The sequence below is a fragment of the Streptomyces sp. NPDC049915 genome, from assembly GCF_040656475.1.
Taxonomy (GTDB): Bacteria; Actinomycetota; Actinomycetes; order Streptomycetales; family Streptomycetaceae; genus Streptomyces.
On the sequence record NZ_JBFAMH010000006.1, the window covers coordinates 354,101 to 379,511 of the forward strand.

Here is a 25,411-nt window from a genome sequence, read left to right on the forward strand (position 1 = left end):
GATGCGGCGAGGCGCCCAGGCGGCAGCAGAGCAGGCGCTCAAGGAAGCGGGTGGCGAAGCTGCCGACGGGTTGCCCCTGGAGAACACCGTCTCGGTCGGCGGCACGCTCACGCCGGTGGTACCAGGCGTTGCAACGCGGTGATCACACGGTCGAGTGCGTCCTTGCTGTACGGGTCGGAGAGATTGGTCCACAGCTTGAACATGAGGGCGCGCAGAGCGGGGAGACGCATGCTGTTGGTGGCGACGGCTTCCATGATCGCGGGTCGGTTGAGAGCTCGCACGATGAGGCGTCCCAGTGTGAAGTAGCTGCCGTAGGAACTGCGGACCACGTGAGGGTAGGACTGGAGAACCTGCTCGCGCTGAGCGGCGGTGGGCTGGGCGAGAGCACGGGTGATGGTTTCGGCACTGAGACGACCGGATTCCATGGCGTAGTCGATGCCCTCGCCGCTGAGCGGGTTGATCATCCCACCGGCATCGCCGGTCAGCAGCACGCCCCGTGTGTACTGCGGATGCCTGTTGAAACCGGCCGGCAGGGGAGCTCCACGGACCGGGCTGATGGCGTGCGCCTCGTCGAAATGCCACGCCGCGGGCAGGCGCTGCGTCCACTCCTCCAGCATGCGCCGGTGGTCCACGTCCGGCTTGTGCCCCACATGAAAGGTGCCGAGACCGACATTGAAGGTGCTGCCGCCGACGGGGAAGATCCACGCGTAACCGAATGGCATGTACGTGCGCCCACTCCGGTTGCGAGTCTTCAGGTCGAGCCAGATCTCGAGGTGGTCGTCGTTGCGGCGCTCAGCGGTGTAGTAGCGGCGCACGGCCACACCCATGGGCCGGTCGATGCGCTGGTGCAGGCCGAGTGCGACGGCCAGGCGGCTGGAGGCACCGTCTGCGGCGACGACCACCGGCGCCCGGTAGGTGCGGCTCCTGCCGCCATGCTGGGCGATCACGCCGACGACGCGACCGGTCGCAGCGTCGAAGACAGGTTCGGTGACCTTGGTTGCCTCCAGCAGGCGGGCCCCGGCCGCCGCTGCGTGATGGGCCAGGAGCTGGTCGAAGTCCTCACGGGTCCTGACGAGACCAAAGGCGGGGAAGGAGGCCACCGTGGGCCAGGACATCTCCACCGTGTTCCCGACTCCATGAACGCGCAGCCCCCCGGTGCGCACCCAGCCGTCGCCTTCGATGCCGAGCCCCATCACGGTCAGCTCCTTCACGGCCCGGGGTGTCAGTCCGTCCCCGCAGATCTTGTCCCGGGGGAACGCTGCTTTCTCCAGCAGCAGGACGCTGCGGCCCGCCGCGGCCAGGTAGTAGGCGGCGGTCGATCCGGCTGGGCCGGCACCGACGACGATCACGTCTGCGGACTCATGAGCGGCAGGGGAAGGCATGGGCATCTCCTTCTGTTCCGGCAGAACTGCCGGAGTGGCGGGGCCGCCGTGTGTAACCGGACCCCGAGGTTTTGGTCACGCCGTCCTCAAGGGACGCTGAGGGCCACCGGGCCGCCACGTGCTGACATCGAGTGGAGCCGATTCGACGGTTGACGTGCCACATGCGAATCCGGTCGCGAGGCTCGAAGGACAGCAGACGCACCACACGCTCCGGTGCCGATGATCGAGCTCACACGGCCCTGCACCGGCTGTGGTGCCGGACGAGGCGCCGGCGAATGCGGTCGGCAGCGATACGACGCGCTGCACCCAGCCGTTCAGACCTGCATGTCATGCGATTGATCGATCGGTGCATCACATCGGCGAGCCGCTGACGGACAGGGCGGGGAAGACACCGACCATTGAAGAAAGGCCGGCCATGGGCCGGCCACGTCGACCGGCTCGGAATCACAGCTCTGAGGAGACGACTTCATGCCATCGGAGGCACCGGCCGGAGGCCCCGCCGTGGGGGAGGCCGCAGACCCTTACGCCCCGCTGCGGACCAACAACTACCTGGCTCTTCTTTTGATCACGGCCCTGTTGGGCGTCGTCCTGTCGGCCGGCGCCTATGGCTTCTTGCAGGCAGTGTCGCACCTCCAGAGCGCGCTGTACTCCGACCTCCCTGAGGACCTGGGATTTCACGGGGCGCCGATCTGGTGGCCGCTGCCCTTGCTGGTCACGGCGGGCCTGCTGGTGGCAGGGGCTGTCCAGTACCTGCCCGGCAACGGCGGTCATCCGCCGGCCGAAGGGCTCAGTACGGCGGGTGCCCCGACCGCGTCGGCACTGCCCGGCATCCTGCTCGCGGCGCTGGCTTCACTCGGCTTCGGCGCGGTGATCGGGCCGGAGGCACCGCTGATCGCGCTTGGTGGAGGCGTGGCGGTGTACGCCGTTCGTCTGCTGCGGCCCGGCACCGACGCCAAGACCCAGCGGGTGATCGGCGCCGCCGGAAGCTTCGCAGCCATCAGCGCGCTGTTGGGGTCGCCGCTGTTGGGAGCGTTCCTGCTGATGGAGGCGGCCGGACTGGCCGGTCCGGTCATGGGTGTGGTGCTGCTGCCAGGCCTGCTCGCCGCGGGAGTCGGCTCGCTCGTCTTCACCGGCCTCGGCTCGTGGACCGGCCTTGGCACGGCCACGTTGTCGATCCCCGACCTCCCGGGGGTGCATGTCCCGGACATCGCCCAGTTCGGCTGGGCTCTCGTCGTCGGGTTGGCGGCGGCGTTCGCCGGCACCGGCGTGCGCCGTCTCGCGCTGTGGGCCCAACCGCACGTGAACCAGCGGAGGCTGCTGCTGACACCGCTGGCCGGCCTGCTCGTGGCGGGGCTCGCCATCGCGTACGCCGAGGGGTCGGGCAAGAACGCTTCCGACGTGCTGTTCTCGGGGCAGGTTGCGTTGCCCGGCTTGCTCACGCACAACGCGACCTACTCCGCAGGTGCGTTGACCCTGCTGCTGGCGTGCAAGTGGCTCGCCTATGGCGCGTCACTGGCTGCCTTCCGTGGCGGACCGATCTTCCCTGCGATGTACCTGGGCGCTGTGGGCGGTATCGCCTTGTCCCACCTCCCAGGACTGCCCGTCATCGCCGGCGCCGCCATGGGCATCGGGGCGATGTCGGCAGCCATGCTGAGGCTGCCGATGACGTCCGTCCTGCTGGCCACGCTGCTGCTGGGGCGGGACGGCGTGACCGTCATGCCGCTGGTGATCGTGGCCGTCGTCCTGTGCCACGTCGTCACGGCCCGACTGACCCCGGCCCCCACCCCGGTGCCCGCCCGCACCCCCGAGGCGTCCCCGTCGGGCTGACGAGGGGCGCCTGTGAGATGAGTGGATCCCGCTGCGGGAGGTGGCCCCCGCGCGACGCGACCGGCCTCGTGCGCCCGGCATGCTCATCTGTCGACCACCAGCCGTCCGCGCCGCTTGGCGACTTCACGGCTGAGATGGATCGCGAAGCGCCGCCAGAGAGCGCCGGCGTGCGCGTTCCAGAACACGGCCGCTTCGTAGTCGTAAGTGCCGGGGGTGTGGTTCGTCGTCACAAGTGGCCCTTTCGATGCGGGGCGGTGGGCTGAGTCCGTGCTCTTGACGGCCGGCTGGCGGCCGACCGGGTCAGACCTCCGCTGCGTGCCGCGTCACTGCCGCGCAGATGGCCCTGGGGAGCCCGGCCAGTTGAGGGCACCAGGGACACAGGGACCGTGGAACCGCGGGTGCGGTGGCGATCCTGCACGACCACGGCATCGGCTGCGGCCAATTCCCAGGTGCGGCTGTGCTGCACACGTCGCCCCCTCGGTGCTTCCGGTCGGTGTCCTCGGCCGCCGACGTAGTGGTGGTCTGCGGCACCGCCGTGGGGAGCGTGTGGCCTTCGCATCGACACGGTCAAGCGCAACACGTCCCTGACGATGGAATCGGCGGGCAGGATCGCCCGCTGGGGCCAGCGGCAGTGGCAGGCGGCGGTCGACGCACGGGCACTCATGCGGTCGTCCAATGGCGCGGCGGCGTCATCCGCTGCCTGTGCGCACGCTGCGACGGCGGATACGCCGCCAGACAGCCCCTTGGAATCTGATCATCAGCACACCCACCAGGATCAGCAGCACGATGTCGAGCAGAAGTTGGGCCAGGGATCCGCGCGCCTCGCTCCAGCTGGAGAACGCGCAGGAGACGCCGATGTCGGCGGCGGCCCGGGATGGTGGTGACAGAGATGAAGACGCCGAGCAGCGCGGTCGTCCTGGCCTGGGTCAGGGACATGATCCCGACGATGCCCGCCAGCACCGCTACGACCACGGAGAAGAAGTTGGGGGCGTCGATCAGCGTCGAGACCGGCCTGAAGCCCAGTTCGTACGCCTCGGGTTGTTGCAAGTCGAGACTCCCGATCGTCCACGAGAACAGGAAGGTCACCACAACGGCCAGCGGAAATCCCACGGTCAGAGCTGACAGGCCTTGCCGGATTCTGGTGCCGTCGCCGCGGTCGATGCCCAGCGCAACGCTGGTGATGGCGCCGTACTCCGGTCGGACGACCATCGCCGCGACGATCAGGATCTGGGAGTTGGTGAGGATTCCCACCGCCCCGATGACGCCTGCGATGACCAGGTAGACGTAGAAGCTCGGCAGATAGGCACCCTCGGCGCGAATACGCGCTTCCACCTCCTCCCAGATCGGCGCGGCCGCAAAGCGCCCCGAGTTGGTGCTTCTCCGCCGCGGCCGCGGTGCCGGAGAAGGCCATCTCGACCGGCTCGATGACGATGGATCCGCGACAATCGAGTTCCAACTCGCGCAGACCGCGCAGCACGGCGTTGGCCGCACCCGCGAGGACGTCACACTGGATCGCGTCGCCGTCGGGATTGTGCGCCAGCCCGGGAAGGACGACCAGGTTGAAGACGTAGCCGTCATCGGTGAGCAGCCCGACCGCCCGGGGGGTGAGATCAGGGGGCTCACGAGCCGGACGTGGACGTGGATCATCTCCATGCACAACCTCCCTCGCTCGTCCGACGGACCCACCGAGGCGCCACGGTGTGCGCGCCGTATTTTGCCTCCTGTGATCGACCGACTCCGCTCAGTAACGCCCGATGGGCGGGGGCCGGCAAGCCGGGTATGGTGCTCGGCTCCGGCGCCCGCGGTCGCTTCGGTCGCCCGGCCAAGGCCCATGGCTGCGGTGGGTCTGCGGCAGGTCACCGTTGCGCCGAAAGAGTGCTGGTGCCGGCCGGCTGACTGTCGTCACCGGCTGCCGACGGCGAGCGGTCGCCGGCCGCTTCGACGCGCAAGGGCCACCCGAGTGGCCGATAGTGGAAGAAGGGGGCTCTGTCGAGACTTCGGAGCAGCCATGGACCGCTACCCACCTATCGCCGAACACGGCCTGGTGGGCGACCTGCAGACTGCCGTGCTCGTGTCGTCGCAGGGTGTCGTGGACTGGTTCGCCGCTCCCCGGTTCGACTCGCCCAGCATCTTCGCCGCCCTGCTCGACCACGACGGCGGTGGGTACATGCGGCTGGCCCCCGAGCATCCCGACGCGACCTGCAAGCAGCTCTACTACCCCGACACGGCCATTCTGGTGACCCGGTTCCTGTCGGCGGACGGCGTGGGTGAGGTGATCGACTTCATGCCTCCCGACCAGACCCGCAAGGCCACCGACCGTCACTCCCTGATACGCGTGCTTCGCTGCGTGCGGGGGGCCGTCGACTTCACGCTCGAGTGCCGGCCGCGCTTCGACTACGGCCGTGCCGAACACCGGCTCGAACTCGGTGAGAACAGCGGACTGTTCAGGGCTCCGGGCATCGACGCGCATCTGCAGGCCGGCTTCCCGCTGGAACAGGACGGCCAGGACGTACGTGGCGCCATCACGCTCAAGGCCGGTGAAGTCAGCGGCGTCGTGTTCACGGTGTGCGCGTCCGGTGGCGAGGCACCCGCACCCCCCACCATCGACGGGCTCACCGCACAGGTCCAGGGAGCCGCCGGCTTCTGGCAGCACTGGCTGCGCCAGTCCCGCTACCGGGGCCGCTGGCCCGAGTTGGTGCACCGCTCGGCGATCACCCTCAAGCTCCTCACGTACGCCCCTACCGGCGCCCTGGTCGCGGCGGCCACCATGGGCCTTCCCGAGCAGGTCGGTGGAGAGCGCAACTGGGACTACCGGTTCACCTGGGTACGTGACGCGGCGCTGTCCGTACGGGTCATGCTGGACCTCGGCTTCGTCGAGGAGGCCACCGGCTTCGTGCACTGGCTCGGGGACAGGCTGCGTGAGCGCGAGGGCAAGGAGGACGAGCCGCTCCAGACGATGTACCGGGTCAACGGCAGCCCCGACCTGCCGGAGGTGACACTCGACCACTTCGAGGGCTACCGCGGTTCCTCCCCCGTCCGGATCGGCAACGGCGCCGCCGACCAGCTCCAGCTGGACATCTACGGCGAGGCCGTCTACGCGCTGTCCCAAGGCCTCGGGATCGCGCAGCAGGCCACCTACGCGGGATGGAAGACACTGACCAGGACGCTGGACTGGCTCGCCGAGGCCTGGGACCGGCCGGACGAGGGCATCTGGGAGACCCGCGGCGGCCGCCAGGACTTCACCTACAGCCGGATGATGTCCTGGGTCGCCTTCGACCACGCGATGAGCCTCGCCGAACGCTTCCGCAGGCCGGCCGAAGTGGAAAAGTGGCGCACGGCCCGGGACGCCATCTTCGAACAGATCATGGAACGCGGCTGGAGCGACAACGAGAGCGCGTTCATCCAGCATTACGGAGGCGACGTCCTGGACGCCTCCCTGTTGCTCATGCCGGCGGTCGGCTTCATCGCACCGAAGGACCCGGCCTGGCTGTCCACGCTCGACGCCATGGACCGCAAGCTCGTCTCCGACAGCCTCGTCTACCGCTACGACCCGGCGGCATCGCCGGACGGGCTGCGCGGCTCGGAGGGCACCTTCAGCCTGTGCACCTTCCTCTACGTCGACGCGCTGGCCCGCGCGGGGCGGCTGCCCCGGGCCCGCTACACCTTCGAGAAAATGCAGACATACGCCAACCACGTCGGGCTGTTCGCCGAGGAAGTCGGCCCGAGCGGCGAGCAACTGGGCAACTTCCCCCAGGCATTCACGCATCTGTCGCTCATCATGGCGGCCACCACCCTCGGCGAGGCCCTCGACGCGGAGGAGGGGCGCTGACCGATGGTCACGCATGCCAGTCCGGCGCCACGGCTGACCGAGGACGAGTTCGGGGCGCTGTACCGATGTATGGTCTCCCGCGCCGCCTGGGCCGCGGGTGACCGAGGTGCTCTGGTCGCGCTCACTCCCTCGCGGGTGGCGTCGGCCGCCCGGGAAGTGCGGACGGGCCGGACGGTCACGCTCGCCTCGCCGGTGGAGACGCTGCCAGGACCCGACAATCCGACGCCCGCGCGGCACCGGATGAACAGTCACCCGGATGAAGACACCTCAAGCGGGCTCCACTTCGCAATGGACCGCTTCGCGATGAACGTCCACGGCGACGCCGACAGTCACATCGACGCCCTCTGCCACGTGATCTACGACGGCACGCTGCACGGCGGCGTGACCGCGAGCAGTGTCACCGAGGGCGGGGCCACGGCCCTCACCATCGACGCCGCCCGCGGCGGGATCGTCGGTCGTGGCGTGCTGCTGGACGTTCCCCGGCTGCGCGGCGTGCCCTGGCTCGAACCGGGTGATCACGTCACCGCCGACGACCTCACCGCGGCCGAGACCGCCCAGCACGTCCGCGTCACCGAGGGCGACCTCCTCTTCGTCCGGGTCGGCCATCGACGACGCCGCGGCGAACTGGGAGCGTGGCACGCGGCAAGCAGGCGCTCCGGGCTCCATCCGTCCGCGCTGGAGTTCCTGGCGGACCGGCGAGTCGCCGTGCTCGGCGGCGACGGGAACAACGACACCGCCCCGAGCTGCACCGAGAACGTCGATTTCCCCGTGCATGTGCTGGCGGTCCACGCCATGGGCCTTCACCTGCTGGACTACCTGCAGTTCGAGGAGCTGGCACCGCTCTGCGAGGCGGAGGGACGCTGGTCTTTCCTCTGCGTGATCGCCCCGCTGAGGCTGCCGGACGCCACCGGTTCACCGGTCAACCCGATCGCCGTCCTGTGACCCCGGTGCCGACGGTCGTGGTGGTCATGGGCGTCGCGGGATCAGGCAAGTCCACCGTGGGACTGCTGATCGCGGAGCGGCTCATGGTGCCCTTCCTGGAGGCGGACGACGTCCACCCGGCCGCGAACCGCGCCAAGATGACTGCGGGTTACCCACTGGACGACGAGGATCGCCGACCGTGGCTGCTGTCCATCGCCGAATGGATCCGGGAGGCAACCGACGCCGGCCAGGGCGGGCGGCGTGGTGGCGTGCTCGGCCCTCAAGCATGCGTACCGGGAGGTGTTCCGCAGGGCAGGCGCAGGCGTCTGGTTCCTCCACCTGGCGCTCGACCGGACGTCCGCCGACCGGCGGGTCGCAGACCGTGGGGACCATTTCATGCCCGCCCGGCTGGTTGACTCCCAGTACGCCGTCCCGGAACCGCTGCGGTCGGACGAGCCAGGCCTGACCGTCGACGTGGCGGCCCACGATCCGCAGACGGTCGTCGACCAAGCAATGCGCGCCGTCCGGGCCATGAGGTGACCGCGCCCCTGTGCGACTCCGACGGGTCGCCGCCCCCCGGCCCACCCGATAGTTTGGTCATTAGCCCCGAATGTTCCGATTATCGAGCGTCCCCGCGGAACAGCGCACCCCGGAGGCCCCCCGGATGGACGCTACGGCCAGGACAGCCGACGACTCCTAGAACGGGACCCTCTCATGGCCGACGATCAGCACTACGACATCATCATCATCGGCACGGGAGCGGGCGGCGGGACGCTCGCCCACCGGCTGGCACCCACCGGCAAGCGGGTGCTGATCCTGGAACGCGGCGGCTACCTGCCACGCGAGCGGGACAACTGGGACTCCACCGCCGTCTTCGTCAAGGGCAAGTACCGTGCCCCGGACTTCTGGTACGACAAGCACGGCAACCAATTCCCGCCGGAGGTCAATTACTACGTCGGGGGCAACACCAAGTTCTACGGCGCCGCGCTCTTCCGGCTCCGGCCCGAGGACTTCGGCGAACTGCGCCACCACGACGGCATCTCTCCGGCGTGGCCGCTCCGTTACGAGGACTTGGAGCCGTACTACACGCAGGCCGAGCACCTCTACCTGGTGCACGGCCGGCACGGCGAGGATCCCACCGGAGGACCGACGAGCGCGCAGTACGCCTACCCGCCGCTCGAGCACGAGCCGCGCATCCAGCAGCTCAGTGACGATTTGGAGAAGTCCGGCCTGCACCCCTTCCACCTGCCCATCGGGGTGAACTTCACCCAGGACGAGAAAGGCCGGGCCGCCCATGACAGCGTCTGCATCCGCTGTGACCGGCTCGACGGCTTCCCCTGCCTGATGGGCGCCAAGTCGGACGCGCAGGTGATCTGCGTCGACCCGGCGCTGAAGCACGAGAACGTCACCATGGTGACGGGCGCCCATGTGCGGCGCCTGGAGACCGACCCGACCGGACGCACCGTCACCAGGGTCGTCGCCGAGCTGGGCGCGAGCGCAACGACCGATGAGTTCAGCGCCGACATCGTGGTGGTCGCCGCCGGCGCCGTCAACTCCGCCATGCTGCTGCTGCGTTCGGCCAACGACAAGCACCCCGGCGGCCTGGCCAACAGTTCGGACGTGGTGGGACGCCACTACATGCGGCACAACAATCTGGCGCTGATGGCGGTGTCGAAGGAACCGAACCCGACCAGTTTCCAGAAGACCCTGGCCGTGCACGACTGGTACCTGGGCGCGGACGACTGGGACTACCCGCTCGGCGGCATCCAGATGCTCGGCAAGTCGGACGCCGACCAGATCCACGGTGAGGCGCCGCGCTGGGCCGGCGCGGTCGCGCCCGACATGCCGTTCGAGGTCCTGGCGCACCACGCCGTCGACTTCTGGCTGTGCGGGGAGGATCTCCCGCTGCCCGAAAACCGAGTCACCCTGGACAAGGACGGCGCCATCCACCTGGCTCTCGACGAGAAGAACAACATGGCCGGGCTCACACGCCTCCAGCACAAGCTGCAGGGGATGCTGGGCCACCTGGGCATGCACGAGCACCGCCTGCTGTCACACAGCATCTACCTGCACAAGGGCATGCCGATCGGCGCCACCGCGCACCAGGCCGGCACCGTGCGGTTCGGCGACGACCCGAAGACCTCGGCCCTCGACGTCAACTGCAAGGCCCACGACCTCGACAACCTCTACGTCGTGGACACCAGCTTCTTCCCCAGCATCGGCGCGGTGAACCCGTCACTGACCGCCATCGCCAACGCCCTGCGGGTCGGCGACCACATCGCCGCCCGGCTGGACTGACGCAACGCCACTACAGGCTCTCCCGCGGTGTTCTGGCAGCCTGCGCGTCGGCGTCGGTGAGCTCCTCCAGCTCACCCATCGTGTCGAGCCGGTACAGCAGCACCAGCGCCGGACCGACCAGCACGATCGCGATGCCCGTGACGATCACCAGCCAGCGCAGGGTGTGAGCGGCGCCGGCCGCCTCGGTCACGGTCAGCGAGATGGGCAGCACGTACGGTCGCTGCGCGCACCCCCAGGCGCCGACGATCAGGGCGACGCTCGCCACCGAGGTGTAGCGGGTCCAGCCGTGGGACCGGCGCAGCAGAAGCAGGACCGTGGCCAGAGCACAGGCCGCGGCCAGGATGATCAGGAGCAGTCCCAGGCCCCCGGTGAGGCCGTCCCAGACGTACCGGGCGTCGTCGTGGGTGACGGGCAGGCCGATGAGTGCAAGGACAACGACCGCGGCGAAGGCGATCAGCGCCCGCAGGCGGAAGTAGTCGACGAGGTCGTCGGCGCCGAACCGCAGGGCGTCGGAGCAGAGGAAGACCGCACCGAGGAACGCGGTGGCGGCGATGGCCAGCAGTCCCACGAGGACGGAGGTTCCGCTGGCCCAGGCGTCCGCGGAGGCGGTCGTGCCGACCTCGACCCGACCGGAGGCGATGCCGCCGAGCACTGCCCCGAGGAAGAAGGGCGTCACCAGTGACGAGATGGCGAACACCGCCCCGTAGACCCGTTGTTGGGCCAGGCGGCTGGTCGGCTTGCGCAGGGCGAACCCGGCACCGCGGAGCGCCAGGCCGACGGCGGCCAGCGCGAGCGGCAGCCACATCGCGGAGAAGACGGCCTGGAACATCGTGGGGAAGCCGGTCCACATGATCACCAGAACGAAGATCAACCAGACGTTGTTGACCTCCCAGACCGGTGCCATGGCGTGGTCGATCAGCCAGCGCGGCCGCTTGCCCCGGTCCGCTCCGCCGGCCAGGAGGTCCCAGAAGCCCGCGCCGTAGTCGGTGCCTCCGGCGCACGCGTAGGCGGCGATCGCAAGAACCATCACCCATGCGATGAGGTCGGCCATTACGACGCACCGCCAGAGGTGCGGCCGGACCCGCCAACAGGTTGGGCCCCGGTGGCTGTTAGCTCCTGCTCGCTTCTTGGTCCGTAAGGCGTGTCGGTCTCCGGCGGCAGCTCGGCGCGCGCGACGGCCAAGCCCTCATCGGCGATGCGCCAGCGGGTGCGCATCTTCAGGACGACCGCGAGGAACGCGCCGAAAACAGCCACGTACACGACCATGACGATGCCGAGCATCGCCCACAGCGATCCGGCACGAGTACTGGTCACCGCCTCCGAGACCCTCATGTGGTTGTAGACGATCCAGGGCTGGCGGCCAACCTCTGTAGTGACCCACCCGCACTCGACGGTGACCAGGCAGGCGACTCCCGCGAGCGCGGAACAGCGGTAGAACCATCGGCTGCCCGGGTTGTCCCGATGTCTGAACCAGGACCAGGCGTACCAGAGCGCGAGCAGGATCAGTACGCTGCCGACGGTGACCATGATGTCGAAGGCCCAGTGGGCGATGGTGGCCTGGACAACGGTGGGGCGGTCGGTGGCAGGCACCGACGTCAGTCCTCTCACCTGAGTGCTGGGCTTGAAGCCGGCGAGGATCGAGTCCAGCTGGGGGATCTTGAGGCCACCGGAGATCGACCCGTCGCTGTTCAGGCGCCCGAACATGTACTCGGGCACGTGGGTGTCCGTCTTCCAGACGATCTCCGTGGCGGCGAACTTGACCGGCTGCTTGTGGAAGACGGCGCGAGCGGCGGAGTCGCCGAGCATGAACTGGACCGGAGTGAGAATCGCGGCAACCGTGAACGGCACGGTGAAGCCGAGCCGGTGGTACCGGTCACGGCGCCCGCGCAGCCAACCGACCGCGTACACACCGGCGACCACGTAGCCGGCGGTCAGGAGCATCGCGACCACGAAGTGCCAGTACTCCGGGCCGAACATCGGCGTGAAGATCGCCTGCTGCACGTTGACGCCGACGGGCTTGCCCTGGGCGTCGAGGCTGAACCCCTGCGGAGTGTTCATCCAGGAGTTGGCCGCGACGATGCCGAACGCCCCCATCAGAGCGGCCAGTGGCAGGGGGACGGCGAGCCAGAAATGCGTCCAGGGCTTGAGCCGGCGCCACCCGTAGAGATAGATCGCGATCAGGACGGCCTCCAGGAAGAACGCCCACGCCTCGACGCCGAACCCGAGCCCGAAGACGTCGCCCCAGCGGCCCATCATGCCGGGCCACAACAGCCCGAACTCGAAGGACAGCACGGTGCCGGTGACGATGCCGATGGCGAACTGGACGGCCATCACCGCCGACCAGCGCCGAGCGAGCTGGAGGGCGACGGGATCGTTGCGGCGCAGCCCCCGGTGGTGCATCAGCAGCGTGATGAACGGCAGTGCAACGCCGAACGGGACCAGCAGGATGTGCGAGGCCAACGTGAAGGCCATCAGCTCTCGGGCCGGCAGGAGCTGGGCTGGGGTGCTGTTCGCCAGAAGGGCAGCGGTACTGAGCATGTGCGCCTCGATGGTCTGCCTGCGGGTGGCGGAGTTGAGGAGGGTCAGGAGGGGAGGGAACGGCCGGGCGAGCCGCCGATGGCCGTCGTCAGGCAGACCGCGAGGGCGCTTTCGGCTCGGGTGCGCGAGCGGCCGACGCGTCGGTGTCGGGCAGCGTGAAGGCGCGTTCGCGGCGCGAGCTGGTGGCGAAGGCGGCGGACCAGCTGAGCACCGCTCCCAGCCTGTTGCGGAAGCCGGTGAGAAAGGCCAGGTGGATGAAGAGCCAGGCCAACCAGCCTGTGAAACCGGACAGATGCAGCGGACCGGCCTTGACCACGGCCCGGCCGCGGGCGATATAGGCGGCGCTGCCGAGATCCAGGTACTTGAAGGGCTTCGGCTCCTTCGTCCTGCCTTCGACGGCGTGGCGCACCATCCGTCCCGCGTACGCGCCCGACTGCATGGCGACCTCGGCCAGGCCGGGCAGCTTGTTCAGGCTCATCACGTCGCCCGTGACGCGGATCTCCGGATGACCGGGGACGGTGAGGTCGGGTTCGACGAGGATGCGCCCGGCCCGGTCCTGCTTGGCACCGGTCGCCCGGGCCAGCGCGGCCGCGATCGGCGGCGCCTCGACTCCCGCCGTCCACAGCACGGTGCGTGCGTCGAACCGGGTCGTCCTGCCGTCATGGTCTTGTACCGCCAAGCCATGCGCGTCAACGTGGGTGACCCTCGTGCCCAGGTGGAGCTCCACACCGAGACCCTGCAGGATTCGGGCCGCACGGTGGGCCAGCCGAGGCCCGAACGCGCCCAGGACCGCTTCGGAGCCCTCGAAAAGCAGCACCCGGGCCTTGGCGGAGTCAATCTTCGTGAACTCCCGGGCGAGCGTGTGGCCGGCGATCTCCCGGATCTGTCCCGCGAGTTCGACACCGGTGGGCCCTGCGCCGACAAGCGCGAAAGTGAGCCATTGCTGCCGTTCCCGGTCGTCCGGGGCCGTTTCGGCCATCTCGAACGCCCGGTAGATGCGTCGCCGGATATCGAGCGCGTCGTCCAAAGTCTTCATGCCGGGGGCGTGCGCGGCGAACTCGTCGTGCCCGAAGTAGGACTGGCGCATACCCACCGCGACGATCAGATCGTCATACGGCAACACTACGGCTCCGCCCTCGGGTCGCCGGGCGTGGACCAGCCGGGCGTCGGCATCCACATCGGTGGCTTCGGCGAGCAGGCAGCGCACGTTGTGGTGGCGCCGAAGGATCCCGCGGAGCGGCTGCGCGATCTGCCCCTCGGACAGGATTCCGGAGGCACACTGGTACAGCAGTGGTTGGAAGAGGTGGTGGGCGCGGCGGTCGACCACGCTCACCGCGACCGGTGACTTCCGCAGGGCGCGGGCGGCGAACAGCCCGGCGAACCCCCCACCGAGGATCACCACCCGGCGGGGCGTGACGTGATCCTGCATCGGAGATCAGCCTCCGGTGGCGAAGCCGGGAAAGAGCGTCATGCCGCCGTCGACGTAGAGGGTGGTGCCGACGACGTAGTCGAGCAGGTCGGAGGCCACAGCGACGACGGCGTTGGCAATGTCGTCCGGCTCGCCCACGCGGCGGTACGGGATCAGGCGCAGCAGGTCGGCCTCGGCCTCGGGGGTGGACCACGCGTCGCGGTTGATCGGTGTGCGGACGGCACCGGGAGCGATCGCATTGACCCTGATTCGCTTGGGGGCGAGCTCCTGGGCGAGGGTCTGCATCAGCATGGCCACACCGCCCTTGGAAGAAGCATAGTTGACGTGCCCTGCCCACGGGACGATTTGGTGAACCGAGCTCATACTGATGATCTTTCCCGCCGAACGGGAGACCTCCTCCACCACGCCGCGCCGAATGAACTCCTTGGCGGCTTCCCGCGCGCACAGGAACTGGCCCGTCAGGTTGACATCGATGACCTTCTGCCACTGGGCGAGCGTCATCTCCGTCACGTCTGCGTCCCGCTGCAGGCCCGCGTTCGCCACCATGATGTCGATGGTCCCGAATTCCTCGACCATACGCGCGACCATGGCGACCACCTGGTCCTCGTCGGACACGTCGGCCTGGTGGGCGTAGGCGCGGACACCGAAGCCCTCGATCTGCTTCACGACTTCGTCTGCCTCGTCCGCACCGACGACATAGTTGACCACGACGTCCGCTCCGGCCCGGCCCAGGGCAATGGCGGTCGCCAGGCCGATGCCCGAATTGGCGCCGGTCACCAGCGCCTTCTGGCCCCTGAGGAGCTGCGCGGACACCACCCCGCGGCTCGCGTTGACGTTTCCTGTCACCACGTTCTCTCCTTCGGCCTTTTCCGCGGACGCCCTCAAGGACCGGACGACGCGCAGAAGGAAGGCTGGGCGCCGGCCGGCCCGTCAGGACAGACACAGGAGCCGTCGCATACCCGGCTTCCCACACGAAGGCACCCTGCACTGTGGGTGGGCAGACCGGCGCGCAACGCGACCGTACGTCACCCGAGCGCACCACGCGGTTGGGCTACGAGCTGCCCCAACCCGCCTGGAATGGGTGGTCATCCGGGACGATTCATGGTCGAGGAGAACGCGTACGCCTTCCTGCGGGACGTCACGGCTGCGCGCTGAACCGCTACGCGTTCGGCGACCGCAGCGGCATGCGGACCAGCCCCGACGGCTCCCTGGACACGCACCTCCAGCACGACAACCCCGGCCCCGACCGCGAGAGCAACTGGCTACCTGCCCTCGCGGGCAGCTTCCATGTTTTCCTGCGCCTTTACTGGCCCCGGCAGCCCGCCCTCACCGGCGACCGGACACCGCCGACGCTGCAACGCGCCAGCTGAATCCTGCAGGCCTCGGTACCTCCCCGAAGGGTTCCTCGTCGATCACTGTCGAGCCGGACGAGGGTGGTGATCGCAGCTTGGGCCGCTTGCGTCAGGCGACCAGCTGGTAGATGCTCGCGGCCGTCAGCCACAGGCCGGCGAGGAGGGAGAGCGTGACAATCAGCTGCTCCTGGTGTTGGTCCAGCCAGTTCCGCAGGGCGTTCAGCCGGGCTTCCGCGGCCGCAGGTGCCCAGACCGCGTACATCTCCATGACGAACAGGCTGAGGGTGGCCAGCAGGCAGTAGCCGGTCAGCGCGAGCCAGTCCTCGGTGGTTGAGAGGTTCGCCTCAAGGGCCGTCGCAGCACCGGCGCCGACCAGTCCCCAGGGCTGCAGCAGCCACGCCAGACCGGCTGCCGTAACCCAGGAGGCGTTGTCGATCCGGGCTGCCCAGCGTGGTGGGCCGTGCGGGCGGGACGGCCTGTGCCGCCGGTGCGCGCCGTACAGCACCAGCGCCAGACCGATGGTGAGTTTCGCGGCGAGGGCGGCGGTCGAGGGCGAGCTGTGGCGGGCCGGGGGCTGACCGCCGGTCAGCACCACCACGACGGCAATCAAGACGATCAGGTTGGCCAGCCACGACAACAGGAACGCCAGACCCTGACGGACGCCGCGCCGCGAGGAGAGCAGCAGGATGAAGGCGCTGTTGTGCAAAGGCCCCAGTGTGATGGCCGTGCCGATCACCACCAGGTCAAGGACCATCTGACCAGTCGCTCCTGGGCGTCAGGGCCGTCCGCCACCCATGGACCAGGGACCGGCCGGCAGAGGGACGCGGCGCTGCCACGGTGCCGCATCCCGACTTTGCGGGCGGCGGCCTGGTGGGTCAAGCAAGCCACGCCCATGAAGCCCTGCCAGTCCGTTGGGGCAATGCATCGCCAACCTAACCGCGACGGCCGCGGAACCCGTGTGGAGTTCCACCCGCACAACCAGTCTCAGGTTCCCGGGCCGTGACAGCGCGCCCCGAGCTACCGCGCACTCAACGTCCGCCGCTGGGCCGCATCGTCGCCGTATGGGCGGCCGGCGACGACCGTGCCCTCGACGACGCATGGGTCGACGATGCCGTGGTCGGCCTCGGGTCCGAAGTCTGTCTCTCTCCAGGTTCGAACCCCTCCACCAGCAGATCGTCCAGCACCGGACACTACTCTCAACTCCGCCGAAATCGCGTACGCAGAGTCTTGCAACGAGCGCTGACAGCCGCCCCTCACCACAAGTCCGCACAGCAGAACCGCAGTCGGGCAGATTTTCGGTCGCATGGATGGTCCGACCCGTGCCCCTCCGGATTCCCTGGCCGGAACTCGTGTGGTGGCGGCCCCGTTGATCCACGCCCCGGCCACAGGAAGCCATCGACGTCAGCGTGTTGCCCGAGCCTCTGCCGATGCGTGGCCCGGGAACCGTGCCGCCGGTCTGGAGGGCGCGAAGTGGGCGTGCGCTTGAACGCCCTTCCGGGTAGACCGCGCCCCGAGGCTGAGCGGCCAGGCTTGCCATATGGGGATACCGCGCCCAGGCCTTCCACGAGACGGTGTGACCGGTGCAGAGCCGGATGCCGGCCGACGCATCCGCGAGCCGGATGTCTCCCTCTGAGGGGAAGACGCGGCAGCACGGCGACGTGGGAGAGAAGACAGTAGGGCGAAAGCCGGTAGCCCGTGCGATCGGACCAGCCGTCGGCCTGGACCGACCGCAGCTCCGCGAGGATCGACCCGGCGTCGGCACGCAGAGCGGTGGTCGGCCCGGACGCGTGGATCCGCTGCCAGGTCCACCCCTCGCCCGACTCGGGTGCGAGCGCCGGCAGCAGGGACGCCAGTCGGTCCAGCGTCCGCTTCCAGCGATCCGCCAATGCCTCGGCAGCTCCTCACGAGGCCCCCAGAAACCTCGCACCACGCGACTCATGCTGTGCCTCTGTCCCTCTCGCTCGCCACTCCCAGCAGCTCAGTTCGTCAGCCTAGGCGAGCAGGGTTCCTGGGTCCCGCCCCGTTCGCCGGGCACGATAGGCCGCAAGACCGGCTACGGGCACGGAAGTGATTCGCCACCAGCGCCTTCACCCTGATCGGGGACGTCGTCGACGACGCGGAGCAGATCCTCTACACCCGCTTCGTCCGTCCAGCCCGCCCGGCCCCGCAAGCCCGGTGACACACCGGTCTCGCCGGGTTCCTTCGCGCTGCAGGGCGCCTGCTGGGATGTGGGAAGCCTGTCGGCTACGGGCACTCATCAGTGTCTCGGGCAGGTAGGCAGATTGAATGCCCCACTGCCAGCCGTGTGCGGTACAGGCAGGGCGGCAAGTGCCACGGCCCCCACCGGAAACAGGCCGCGGGCGGCGGGGTCAGCGCAGGCGCTCGCGTGATGCGCTACGAGTTTTTGTGGGGAGAAGCCGCCTCCTGCGTCGGTCAGAGCAGTTCTGGACCGGTCGCCTACCCTTCTCACGGGCCGCTGCCGTGAAGTGTCCGACGTGGTCGATCATGTCCGCTCCGGGGAGACGAGATGGGCGGGCAGGACGGCCAGTGAGGCGATCACCCAGCATCGGCCGCCCTCGCGATGCTCGCGGTGAAACTCGACGGGCGTTTCTGCGGTGAGATCGCACGCGGCCAGTGGGAACGCGAAGGGCTCGGATGGCGCGGCACCGGGGAGGCGGGTGACCGCCGTGACCGTGTGTTCATTCGCCTGGTGGATGAGCGGTACCGGGCAGCTGTGGCGGCGGGGTCGGGGTCCGCACTTCCGGAGTTTCAGGAGCGAGCGCCCCTGCGGCTTCGACAGAGCCGTCTACCGCCGGCTGCAACGTCGTCGAACGCTGCTTCCACCGCCTCAAACTGTGGCGCGGTATCACCACCGCTACGAGAAACAGCCCGACCGCTACCTTGCCGCCATCGCCCTGGCCGGCACACGCATCTGGCTCGTCACGTCGTCGACAAGACGCTGCCCAGGAGGGCCGGTCTCTTGGAACCGCCGAGGGCCCGGGCACACTCTGCATGTTGTAGTTGTGCTTTGAAAGGGATGGCCGATACATGATCACGCTCACCAAAGAAGACGGCCCGGCAGACCTCGACGGGGTGACCCATCTGTCCATCGGGGTGTCCTGGGACGCCACGGCCGGCAGCAGCGGCGGAGTGCTGGGCGCGCTGCGCCGCAAGCAGGGCACGGACCTTGACCTGATCGCCGTCGCCATGCAGGGCGGTGACCCGGTGCGCCTGGCTGGTCTCGACTCGCTCGACCCCATGGGAAACGGCTCGTTGGTGCACAGTGGCGACAACCAGACCGGACACGGGGACGGCGACGACGAGACGGTGACCGTCGAGTTTGCCCGGATACCGCCCCACATCACGTCAGTCGTGTTCGTCGCGGCCGCATTCAAGAAGGGCAGCTCCTTCCAGAAGGCGCGCAACATCAGCTTCAAGGTCTACGACGCGACCGGCGGCCACTCCCAGCAGGTCGCGGACATCTGGCCCAGCCTCCTCACCCAGGACAACGGCTGTGCCGTGGCCAAGGCGGTGCGCCACGGCGGGACCTGGAAACTCGAAGTGATCAACCAGACCGGGAAGATCAAGCAAGGCGACGAACACGCCCTGATGCGCTTCGCCATCAGCAAGTAAGGCGGCCCAAGGGCCCGGGTACCTGTGGTGCAGGTTGTAGTGAGCGAGACGCTCTATGGCGAGCGGTCATGGAATCCACTGGCGCGGACCATGGAGTTGACCGAGGACGGGCTGCGCAGAGGCGGTCGGACGACGCCGATGAGCGAGCTGAACCTCGCTGCGATGGCCGAGGCGTTCCAGCGTGGTTGCTGGCTCGGGGGCGGAGGGGTGGAGCGCCCGCTGGAGCGGCTGGCCAAGGTCGTCAGGCATCCGGGGACGCGGGCGAAGGACTTCCTCGGCCGGGCGCTGCGATGGGGTGCGTCGGGCCGTGAAAGCCGCGAGGCGCTCTGGTCCACTGGGCCGGAGCGCCTCGCGGGACTCTGAGGCCTGCGAACGATCCTCAGAGACCCTGGCCCAGCTGCTGGCCAAGGGAGCAGACCCCGATGAGGTATGCGGCAACATGACCCTCTTGACGCATGCCATTGACGCCGAAGGCGATGGCGCCTTGCACAGCGGCGGCCCGCTGACTGTGCATACCACCGCTGTGCTCCTGGCCTTCGGTGCTGACCCGCAACTGCCGGGGCGTGACGGGCAAAGGCCCATGGACCTGGCCCTTCACCACGGCCATGACGTGGCAGTCAGGTTGTTGCAACGGCACATCAGCGGGTGAGGCGGCGCAGGCAGATGAGCGTGCAGGCGATGCTGGTGAAGACGAGGAAGTGTTCGCCTCGCCCTTCGTAGCGGCGATGAAGGCGGCACCCGGCCAGCCAGGAGACAGTCCGTTCAACGACCCAATGGTGACGGCCCAGCCGCTGAGAGCTGTCCCTTCCCTTGCGGGCGATCCGATGCCGGATGCCACGTGCCGATGATCATCGCCGCAGGTGGGCGTAGTCGTATCCCTTGTCGGCGTGCAGCTTTGCCGGTCTGCGTGCTCGAGGTCCGCGGCGGGAACGGACCGGCGGGATGCCCTGCACGAGCGGGACCAGGGTCTGGCTGCCGTGGACGTTGGCCGCGGAGATTCCGACAGACAGGGGCAGACCGTTCCGGTCGGTGATCAGGTGGATTTTCGAGCAGTATTGGCCCCTGTCGGCAGGTTTCGGACCCGTCAGGTCCCCGTTACCTTTTCCGTGGCCCCGCTATTGGGGCTCCGGTCTCCGGGCCCGGTATGACTTGGTCCCCTCGTCGACATGATCGAAAAGGTGGTGTCACCGGGCTGGGAGGCATTGGCAGACCGCTGATCAGGGGCATGACCGCTCACATCCGCACCATGGATGAGCAGGCCTTCGTAACGTGGATGCCGGCACGCTGATGCCGCGCGCGAGACCGGGAAGAGGCTGCTGGGGAGGGGCATGAACCACGACGGTGAGATCGACGTCTACCTCGGTCTGGACGTCGGCAAGGGCGAACATCACGGCACCGCGCTGACTCCGGCGGGCAAGAAGGTGTTCGACAAGCCGATGCCAAATAGTGAATCGCGGCTGCGGGAACTGTTCGAGAAGCTGCAAGCCAAGCACGGCAACGTGCTGGTCGTGGTGGACCAGCCAGCCTCGATGGGTGCTCTCTCACTGGCAGTGGCCCGCGATACGGGCTGCCGGGTTGCCTATCTGCCAGGGCTGACGATGCGGCGCATCGCCGACCTCTACCCGGGCGAGTCGAAGACCGATGCCCGCGATGCGGCGATCATCGCCGATGCCGCCCGCACCATGCCCCACACCCTCCGCGACCTGGCCCCGGACGACGAAACCGTCGCCGAGCTGAACATGCTCGTGGGCTTCGACGACGACCTGGCCGGCGAGGTCACCCGCATCAAGAACCGTCTGCGCGGACTGCTGACCCAGATCCATCCCTCGCTCGAGCGGGTCCTGGGCCCTCGACTGGACCACCCGGCAGTGCTGGTCCTTCTCGAACGACACGGCTCACCAGCCCAGTTACGAAAAGCCGGCAGGCGACGGCTGGTGACCCTGCTGCGGCCCAAGGCGCCACGCATGGCAGAACGGCTCGTTGCGGACATCTTCGACGCACTCGACGAACAGACTGTCGTCGTTCCGGGCACCGAGGCCTCCGCACTGATCGTCCCGAGTCTGGCTGCCTCGCTCGCCGCGGTACTTGACCAGCGCAAAGTCCTTGCCGCAAGGATCGAGGAGCTGCTGGAGGCACACCCTCTTTCGCAGGTCCTGACCTCGATGCCCGGCATTGGGGTCAGGACCGCAGCCCGGATCCTTATCGACGTCGGTGACGGCAGCGGCTTCGCCACCGCAGGGCACCTGGCCGCCTACGCCGGCCTGGCACCCGCCACGCGCAGATCCGGCTCCTCCATCCGCGGCGAACAGCCCTCCCGGCGCGGCAACAAACAGCTCAAGCGGGCCTTCTACCTCGCCGCGTTCGCCTCACTGTCCCAGCCGGACTCACGTGCCTACTACGACAGGAAACGACGCGAGGGGAAACACCACGTCGCAGCCATCGTCTGCCTGGCCCGACGCCGCATCGACGTCCTCTTCGCGATGCTCCGAGACGGCACTTTTTACCAGCCACCTACTCCGGCCACCGCTTGACGAAGACCATAGGGGCACCTTTTCAGGGCTCGCATGTTGACCGAGTCGATCGCGCACCGGGACCAGTCGAGGTCGCCGCGGGAGCCGAGTTCGTCGAGGACGAGGCGGTGCAGCTTGGCCTCGCCTGCCTCTGACGGGAGTTGAATCTCCCCTTGGGGGAGAACGTACGTTCCACGCCGGTAGTACAGCCGAGTTGAGGAGTCGATGATGACGACGTTCCTGCTGGTTCCCGGTCTGTGGATGGGTGGTTGGGCGTGGGACGCCGTGGCCGCCGAGCTGTCCGCGCGGGGGCACCGGTCGATCGCGGCGACGCTTCCCGGCCTGGGAGACCGGGCCGGCGAGGACCCCGCGGGTGTCGGCCTCGCCGAACACGCGGACGCGGTGACCGAGCTGCTCGCTGCACAGGAGCAGGAGGTGGTCCTGGTGGCGCACAGTTACGCCGCCTTCCCCGCGGTCGCTGCGCTCGACCGGCGGCCCGACAAGGTTGCACGGATGGTGTTCGTGGACACCGGTGCGCCCGAGTCCGGTGAGTCGGTGGTCACCCAGATGCCGCACCTGCTGGAGATCGTCACCGGTGACGTCCTGCCGGTGCCCGAGGCGATCGACGCGGCGCATGGTGTGCCGGAGGCCGAGCAGGCACGGTACCGGCGTCTGGCCACGCCGCATCCCGCCCGCACCGTCACCGACCCGGTCACGCTGACCGGCGCGTGGCTGAAGGTACCGACCACCGGCGTCTTCTGCCTGGCGGGTGGCCTGAGCCTGGAGCTGGTCCGTTCTCTGTATGCCACCGGTGATCCCCGTTTCGCGAAGCTCGCCGAGCCCGGGGTGACCTTCTTCGAGATGGCCACCGGCCATTGGCCGATGCTCTCGGCGCCGACCGACCTTGCCGACGTACTGGTGCGGGCCGCCGCCGGCGAGGGCGAGAGCCTGCTGGAGAACGCCTAGGGCGGGACGAAGCCGACACGGCGGCAGGGCGCCGTGTCGGCGGTGCCGTCGAAAGGACACGCACCTCGGAGCCGACCGGCACCGGGGAACGCGCACCGCCAAGCTGTTCCGGTTCGCTGCAGATGGCGGCTGGTGAGGACGCCTGGCGATCCTCGCTGGCGTCGTCTGGTGCAGCACAGGGCGCAGCAAGCCCAGTGGCAGCAGCTGTGCAGCCGGGCGCTGGGTACGGCCTGGCGCAGCTGGACGCGCTGGGACACCGTGACTTCGAGTACGCCGTGCGGCGGAGTGCGGGCAGGGCGGCGCGGGGCCGCGACCGGTCCCCTGTTCCGGTCGCGGCCCCGCGTGCAGGGCTGGCCAGGTAGGTCACGAGCCGCAGCAGCCGCCTGCCGGGTTCTGCTCGGCAGCCGTCCCGGCCGTGGTGGGGGTGCCGAGCCGGATGAGCTGCGGCGCAGGCGCGCAGCAGCCGCCGCCGTCGGCTTCCTGGGCGTCGGGGGGCGTCGAACAGGCCGGCGCCGCCGCAGACTCCGGTCTCGGGGAGGGTGAGTTCCACGCGGTCGGCGGACTCCAGGTCGCCGGCGATCGCCGCGGCGACGGAGCGGACCTGTTCGTAGCCGGTCATGGCGAGGAACGTCGGGGCGCGGCCGTAGGACTTCATCCCGACCAGGTACACGCCCTGTTCGGGGTGCGAGAGCTCGCGGTGGCCGTGCGGGTAGACGGTGCCGCAGGAGTGCTGGTTGGGGTCGATCAGCGGGGCCAGGGAGACGGGCGCCTGGAGGCGCTCGTCGAGGCCCAGACGCAGCTCTTCGAGGAAGGACAGGTCGGGGCGGAAGCCGGTCAGCACGATCACCTCGTCGACCGCGTCCAGGCGGCGACCGTCCTCGCCGATCAGGACCAGGCGGCCGTGGGCGTCGCGCTCGATCGCCTCGGTGCGAAAGCCGGTGACCGCGTCCGCGTGTCCCTCGTCGACGGCGGCCTTTGCCGCGAGGCCGAGGGCGCCGCGGGCGGGCAACTGGTCGGCTTCGCCGCCTCCGAAGGTGGAGCCGGAGATGCCGCGGCGCAGGATCCATACGCCCTTCGTTCCCGCGCCGTCGTCGGACTTGGCGAGGTCGGCGAGGGCGGTGAACGCGGAGGCGCCGGAGCCGATGACAGCGGTGCGCTTGCCTGCGTACCGGGCCCGGACGGTGGGGGCCTTCAGGTCCGGGACGCGGTAGGTGATCCGGTCCGCAGCAGCCTTCTCGCCGAGCGCGGGCAGTCCGCTGCCGCCGGCGGGGCTGGGCGTGGCCCAGGTGCCGGAGGCGTCGATGACCGCGCGGGCGAGGAGGCGCTCCTCACGGCCGTCGGCGCGGGCGACGTGAACGACGAACGGCTGCTGCTCGCGGTCGGCGTCCACGATCCGATCGCGGCCGGCCCGGGAAACACCGGTGACGGTGGCGCCGGTGCGGACGCGGTCGCCGAGGACGTCGGCGAGCGGCTGCAGGTAGAGGTCGGCCCAGTCGTCGCCGGAGGGGTAGGTGGCCGGGTCGGGGCGTGTCCAGCCGGTAGGGGCGAGGAGCTTTTCGGCGGCCGGGTCGACGACCTCGCCCCAGGTGGAGAACAGGCGCACGTGCGCCCACTCGCGCACCGCCGCACCGGCGGTGACCCCGGCCTCCAGGACCAGGGGCTCGATGCCTTGGCCGACCAGGTGGGCGGCGGCGGCAAGACCGGCGGGGCCGGCCCCGATCACGACGACAGGCAGCTCGGTGGTGGCGGGCGCGTTCACGAAGACTCCTTGGCGTGTTTCGACATCTGTCGATGGCTTGCGCGGCCCAACATGGCACCTGTATTGATGAGCGTCAACATAGACGTTCATCGAAATCGGAAGGCTTCCTGATGGAGCGCATCGACGTCGCCGTCATCGGCGGCGGCCAGTTCGGACTTGCGACTGCCTACACCTTGCTGTGTCGCGGGCTGCGGCCGGTGGCGCTGAAGGCGTCCGACCGTACGGCTGGATCGGGGCCGCGTTACTACGACAGCGCGCGTTACTACGACAGCCTCAGGCTGTTCTCGCCCGCCCGGTGCAGCTCCCTGCCCGGGATGCCGTTCCCCGGCGAGGACCGCGACCGCTGCCCGCGCCGCGACGAGGTCGTCGCCTACCTCACCGCCTATGCCGGGGGCCGGCGCTCGTCGGGCTGGAGTGGCAGCGCAGTCTGTCGTCGAAGTCGCTGCGCGGCGTGGGTCGGGACGCGGACCGCGTCGCGCGATGCCTGGTCGCCCATCTCGCGCACCGGTGACGACGACCCTCCCCGCACTGGTTCGACGTGTGTCAACATAGACGCATGTCGAATGCAAAGGTGCTGCCGCTGCTCGAACCCGCCGACGTTCAGGGTGTGGCGCCGTGCTGCCCGCCGCTGACCGAGCGCCCGATGACCGCCGAGGAGGCCGAGACCGCGGCGCGGATGTTCAAGGCGCTTGGTGACCCGGTCCGGTTGCGGCTGTTCTCCGCCGTGGCCTCGCACGAGAGCGGCGAGGCGTGCGTGTGCGACATCTCCGACGTCGGGGTCTCTCAGCCCACGGTGTCCCACCATCTGAAGAAGTTGAAGGAGGCCGGGCTGCTCAGCTCCGAGCGGCGCGGCACCTGGGTCTACTACCGGGTCGAGCCGTCGGTCCTTGCCGCCATGGGCAAGCTGCTGACGCTGCCCACCGCGGCCTGACGAGCGACGGGACAGGAGGAGAGCCGTGGCAGGCGG

General features: G+C 69.2%; 17 protein-coding genes and 8 pseudogenes. 14 read left to right on the forward strand and 11 right to left on the reverse strand.

Annotated elements, in window-relative coordinates:
- Window positions 1-107: 107 nt before the first annotated feature.
- Window positions 108-1,382: a geranylgeranyl reductase family protein gene (locus AB0J12_RS13840; protein ID WP_363264486.1), complete on the reverse strand. Its 1,275-nt coding sequence runs from the start codon at window positions 1,380-1,382 to the stop codon at window positions 108-110.
- Between the two features lie 468 nt (window positions 1,383-1,850).
- On the opposite strand from AB0J12_RS13840, the gene AB0J12_RS13845 reads away from it, so the two are divergent.
- Window positions 1,851-3,209, forward strand: coding sequence for a chloride channel protein (locus tag AB0J12_RS13845; protein WP_363264488.1), 1,359 nt, complete (start codon window positions 1,851-1,853; stop codon window positions 3,207-3,209).
- 104 nt (window positions 3,210-3,313) lie between these two features.
- Here AB0J12_RS13845 and AB0J12_RS13850 read toward each other — a convergent pair.
- Together AB0J12_RS13850 and AB0J12_RS13855 are read right to left on the reverse strand one after the other, a co-directional pair.
- Window positions 3,314-3,502: pseudogene (locus AB0J12_RS13850) on the reverse strand (replication initiator); the annotation flags it as partial.
- A gap of 396 nt (window positions 3,503-3,898) precedes the next feature.
- Window positions 3,899-4,862, reverse strand: a pseudogene (locus AB0J12_RS13855) (DUF389 domain-containing protein).
- Window positions 4,863-5,217: 355 nt separating this feature from the next.
- On the opposite strand from AB0J12_RS13855, the gene AB0J12_RS13860 reads away from it, so the two are divergent.
- From AB0J12_RS13860 to AB0J12_RS13875, 4 genes and pseudogenes are all read left to right on the forward strand, one after another.
- Window positions 5,218-7,038 (forward strand): glycoside hydrolase family 15 protein, encoded by a 1,821-nt coding sequence (locus tag AB0J12_RS13860; protein ID WP_363264489.1) that lies wholly within the window; start codon window positions 5,218-5,220, stop codon window positions 7,036-7,038.
- Between the two features lie 3 nt (window positions 7,039-7,041).
- Window positions 7,042-7,980: a cyclase family protein gene (locus tag AB0J12_RS13865; RefSeq protein ID WP_363264490.1), complete on the forward strand. Its 939-nt coding sequence runs from the start codon at window positions 7,042-7,044 to the stop codon at window positions 7,978-7,980.
- A gap of 26 nt (window positions 7,981-8,006) precedes the next feature.
- Window positions 8,007-8,499, forward strand: a pseudogene (locus AB0J12_RS13870) (gluconokinase).
- Window positions 8,500-8,673: 174 nt separating this feature from the next.
- Entirely contained in the window at window positions 8,674-10,257 is a 1,584-nt protein-coding gene (locus tag AB0J12_RS13875; RefSeq protein WP_363264491.1) for a GMC family oxidoreductase, read from the forward strand.
- Between the two features lie 10 nt (window positions 10,258-10,267).
- On the opposite strand, the gene AB0J12_RS13880 is transcribed toward AB0J12_RS13875, so the two are convergent.
- From AB0J12_RS13880 to AB0J12_RS13895, 4 genes are all read right to left on the reverse strand, one after another.
- Window positions 10,268-11,308 (reverse strand): cytochrome d ubiquinol oxidase subunit II, encoded by a 1,041-nt coding sequence (locus AB0J12_RS13880; RefSeq protein WP_363264492.1) that lies wholly within the window; start codon window positions 11,306-11,308, stop codon window positions 10,268-10,270.
- The gene (locus AB0J12_RS13885; protein ID WP_363264493.1) at window positions 11,308-12,795 is read right to left on the reverse strand and encodes a cytochrome ubiquinol oxidase subunit I; all 1,488 of its coding nucleotides are present in this window, start codon (window positions 12,793-12,795) and stop codon (window positions 11,308-11,310) included. The genes AB0J12_RS13880 and AB0J12_RS13885 overlap by 1 nt, the downstream gene beginning before the upstream one ends.
- A gap of 88 nt (window positions 12,796-12,883) precedes the next feature.
- Window positions 12,884-14,224 (reverse strand): NAD(P)/FAD-dependent oxidoreductase, encoded by a 1,341-nt coding sequence (locus tag AB0J12_RS13890; RefSeq protein WP_363264494.1) that lies wholly within the window; start codon window positions 14,222-14,224, stop codon window positions 12,884-12,886.
- Window positions 14,225-14,230: 6 nt separating this feature from the next.
- Window positions 14,231-15,070, reverse strand: coding sequence for an SDR family oxidoreductase (locus tag AB0J12_RS13895; RefSeq protein WP_363264583.1), 840 nt, complete (start codon window positions 15,068-15,070; stop codon window positions 14,231-14,233).
- 143 nt (window positions 15,071-15,213) lie between these two features.
- Here AB0J12_RS13895 and AB0J12_RS13900 point away from each other — a divergent pair, with 143 nt between their 5' ends.
- Complete coding sequence (locus tag AB0J12_RS13900) at window positions 15,214-15,594, forward strand: DUF1214 domain-containing protein (RefSeq protein ID WP_363264495.1); 381 nt, start codon at window positions 15,214-15,216, stop codon at window positions 15,592-15,594.
- A gap of 91 nt (window positions 15,595-15,685) precedes the next feature.
- On the opposite strand, the gene AB0J12_RS13905 is transcribed toward AB0J12_RS13900, so the two are convergent.
- Window positions 15,686-16,330, reverse strand: a complete 645-nt coding sequence (locus tag AB0J12_RS13905) for a GAP family protein (protein ID WP_363264496.1) — start codon at window positions 16,328-16,330, stop codon at window positions 15,686-15,688.
- A gap of 174 nt (window positions 16,331-16,504) precedes the next feature.
- Between AB0J12_RS13905 and AB0J12_RS13910 the strand changes: the two are divergent.
- From AB0J12_RS13910 to AB0J12_RS13925, 4 genes and pseudogenes are all read left to right on the forward strand, one after another.
- Window positions 16,505-16,707 (forward strand): annotated as a pseudogene (locus AB0J12_RS13910) (transcriptional regulator); the annotation flags it as partial.
- Window positions 16,708-18,624: 1,917 nt separating this feature from the next.
- Window positions 18,625-19,209, forward strand: a complete 585-nt coding sequence (locus tag AB0J12_RS13915) for a TerD family protein (RefSeq protein ID WP_363264497.1) — start codon at window positions 18,625-18,627, stop codon at window positions 19,207-19,209.
- 90 nt (window positions 19,210-19,299) lie between these two features.
- Window positions 19,300-19,572 (forward strand): hypothetical protein, encoded by a 273-nt coding sequence (locus tag AB0J12_RS13920; RefSeq protein WP_363264498.1) that lies wholly within the window; start codon window positions 19,300-19,302, stop codon window positions 19,570-19,572.
- Window positions 19,544-19,858 carry an ankyrin repeat domain-containing protein gene (locus tag AB0J12_RS13925; protein ID WP_363264584.1) on the forward strand — a complete coding sequence of 105 codons (315 nt, stop codon included), beginning with the start codon at window positions 19,544-19,546 and terminating at the stop codon, window positions 19,856-19,858. Before AB0J12_RS13920 ends, AB0J12_RS13925 begins: the two co-directional genes overlap by 29 nt.
- Here the strand turns inward: AB0J12_RS13925 and AB0J12_RS13930 are convergent.
- Window positions 19,848-20,303, reverse strand: a pseudogene (locus AB0J12_RS13930) (IS5 family transposase); the annotation flags it as partial. The gene AB0J12_RS13925 and the pseudogene AB0J12_RS13930 sit on opposite strands and share 11 nt — an antisense overlap.
- A gap of 234 nt (window positions 20,304-20,537) precedes the next feature.
- Here AB0J12_RS13930 and AB0J12_RS13935 point away from each other — a divergent pair.
- A complete protein-coding gene (locus AB0J12_RS13935) occupies window positions 20,538-21,740 on the forward strand; it encodes an IS110 family transposase (RefSeq protein WP_363264499.1) in 1,203 nt (400 codons plus the stop codon).
- Between the two features lie 20 nt (window positions 21,741-21,760).
- Here AB0J12_RS13935 and AB0J12_RS13940 read toward each other — a convergent pair.
- A pseudogene (locus AB0J12_RS13940) lies at window positions 21,761-21,859 on the reverse strand (IS5/IS1182 family transposase); the annotation flags it as partial.
- Window positions 21,860-21,944: 85 nt separating this feature from the next.
- Here AB0J12_RS13940 and AB0J12_RS13945 point away from each other — a divergent pair.
- Window positions 21,945-22,685, forward strand: coding sequence for an alpha/beta fold hydrolase (locus AB0J12_RS13945; RefSeq protein ID WP_363264500.1), 741 nt, complete (start codon window positions 21,945-21,947; stop codon window positions 22,683-22,685).
- A 363-nt stretch (window positions 22,686-23,048) separates the two neighbouring features.
- On the opposite strand, the pseudogene AB0J12_RS13950 reads toward AB0J12_RS13945, so the two are convergent.
- A pseudogene (locus AB0J12_RS13950) lies at window positions 23,049-24,444 on the reverse strand (NAD(P)-binding domain-containing protein).
- Between the two features lie 110 nt (window positions 24,445-24,554).
- Here AB0J12_RS13950 and AB0J12_RS13955 point away from each other — a divergent pair.
- Both AB0J12_RS13955 and AB0J12_RS13960 read left to right on the forward strand, forming a co-directional pair.
- A pseudogene (locus AB0J12_RS13955) lies at window positions 24,555-24,833 on the forward strand (FAD-dependent oxidoreductase); the annotation flags it as partial.
- Window positions 24,834-25,000: 167 nt separating this feature from the next.
- Window positions 25,001-25,375 (forward strand): metalloregulator ArsR/SmtB family transcription factor, encoded by a 375-nt coding sequence (locus AB0J12_RS13960; protein ID WP_363264501.1) that lies wholly within the window; start codon window positions 25,001-25,003, stop codon window positions 25,373-25,375.
- The last annotated feature ends 36 nt before the right edge of the window (window positions 25,376-25,411 follow it).

What these genes read in the sequence shown, in the direction of transcription:
- AB0J12_RS13840 (WP_363264486.1), bottom strand. Translation starts at nt 1,382, where the DNA reads ATGCCTTCCCCTGCCGCTCATGAGTCCGCAGACGTGATCGTCGTCGGT.
- AB0J12_RS13845 (WP_363264488.1), top strand. Translation starts at nt 1,851, where the DNA reads ATGCCATCGGAGGCACCGGCCGGAGGCCCCGCCGTGGGGGAGGCCGCA.
- AB0J12_RS13860 (WP_363264489.1), top strand. Translation starts at nt 5,218, where the DNA reads ATGGACCGCTACCCACCTATCGCCGAACACGGCCTGGTGGGCGACCTG.
- AB0J12_RS13865 (WP_363264490.1), top strand. Translation starts at nt 7,042, where the DNA reads ATGGTCACGCATGCCAGTCCGGCGCCACGGCTGACCGAGGACGAGTTC.
- AB0J12_RS13875 (WP_363264491.1), top strand. Translation starts at nt 8,674, where the DNA reads ATGGCCGACGATCAGCACTACGACATCATCATCATCGGCACGGGAGCG.
- AB0J12_RS13880 (WP_363264492.1), bottom strand. Translation starts at nt 11,308, where the DNA reads ATGGCCGACCTCATCGCATGGGTGATGGTTCTTGCGATCGCCGCCTAC.
- AB0J12_RS13885 (WP_363264493.1), bottom strand. Translation starts at nt 12,795, where the DNA reads ATGCTCAGTACCGCTGCCCTTCTGGCGAACAGCACCCCAGCCCAGCTC.
- AB0J12_RS13890 (WP_363264494.1), bottom strand. Translation starts at nt 14,224, where the DNA reads ATGCAGGATCACGTCACGCCCCGCCGGGTGGTGATCCTCGGTGGGGGG.
- AB0J12_RS13905 (WP_363264496.1), bottom strand. Translation starts at nt 16,330, where the DNA reads ATGGTCCTTGACCTGGTGGTGATCGGCACGGCCATCACACTGGGGCCT.
- AB0J12_RS13915 (WP_363264497.1), top strand. Translation starts at nt 18,625, where the DNA reads ATGATCACGCTCACCAAAGAAGACGGCCCGGCAGACCTCGACGGGGTG.
- AB0J12_RS13920 (WP_363264498.1), top strand. Translation starts at nt 19,300, where the DNA reads ATGGAGTTGACCGAGGACGGGCTGCGCAGAGGCGGTCGGACGACGCCG.
- AB0J12_RS13935 (WP_363264499.1), top strand. Translation starts at nt 20,538, where the DNA reads ATGAACCACGACGGTGAGATCGACGTCTACCTCGGTCTGGACGTCGGC.
- AB0J12_RS13945 (WP_363264500.1), top strand. Translation starts at nt 21,945, where the DNA reads ATGATGACGACGTTCCTGCTGGTTCCCGGTCTGTGGATGGGTGGTTGG.
- AB0J12_RS13960 (WP_363264501.1), top strand. Translation starts at nt 25,001, where the DNA reads ATGTCGAATGCAAAGGTGCTGCCGCTGCTCGAACCCGCCGACGTTCAG.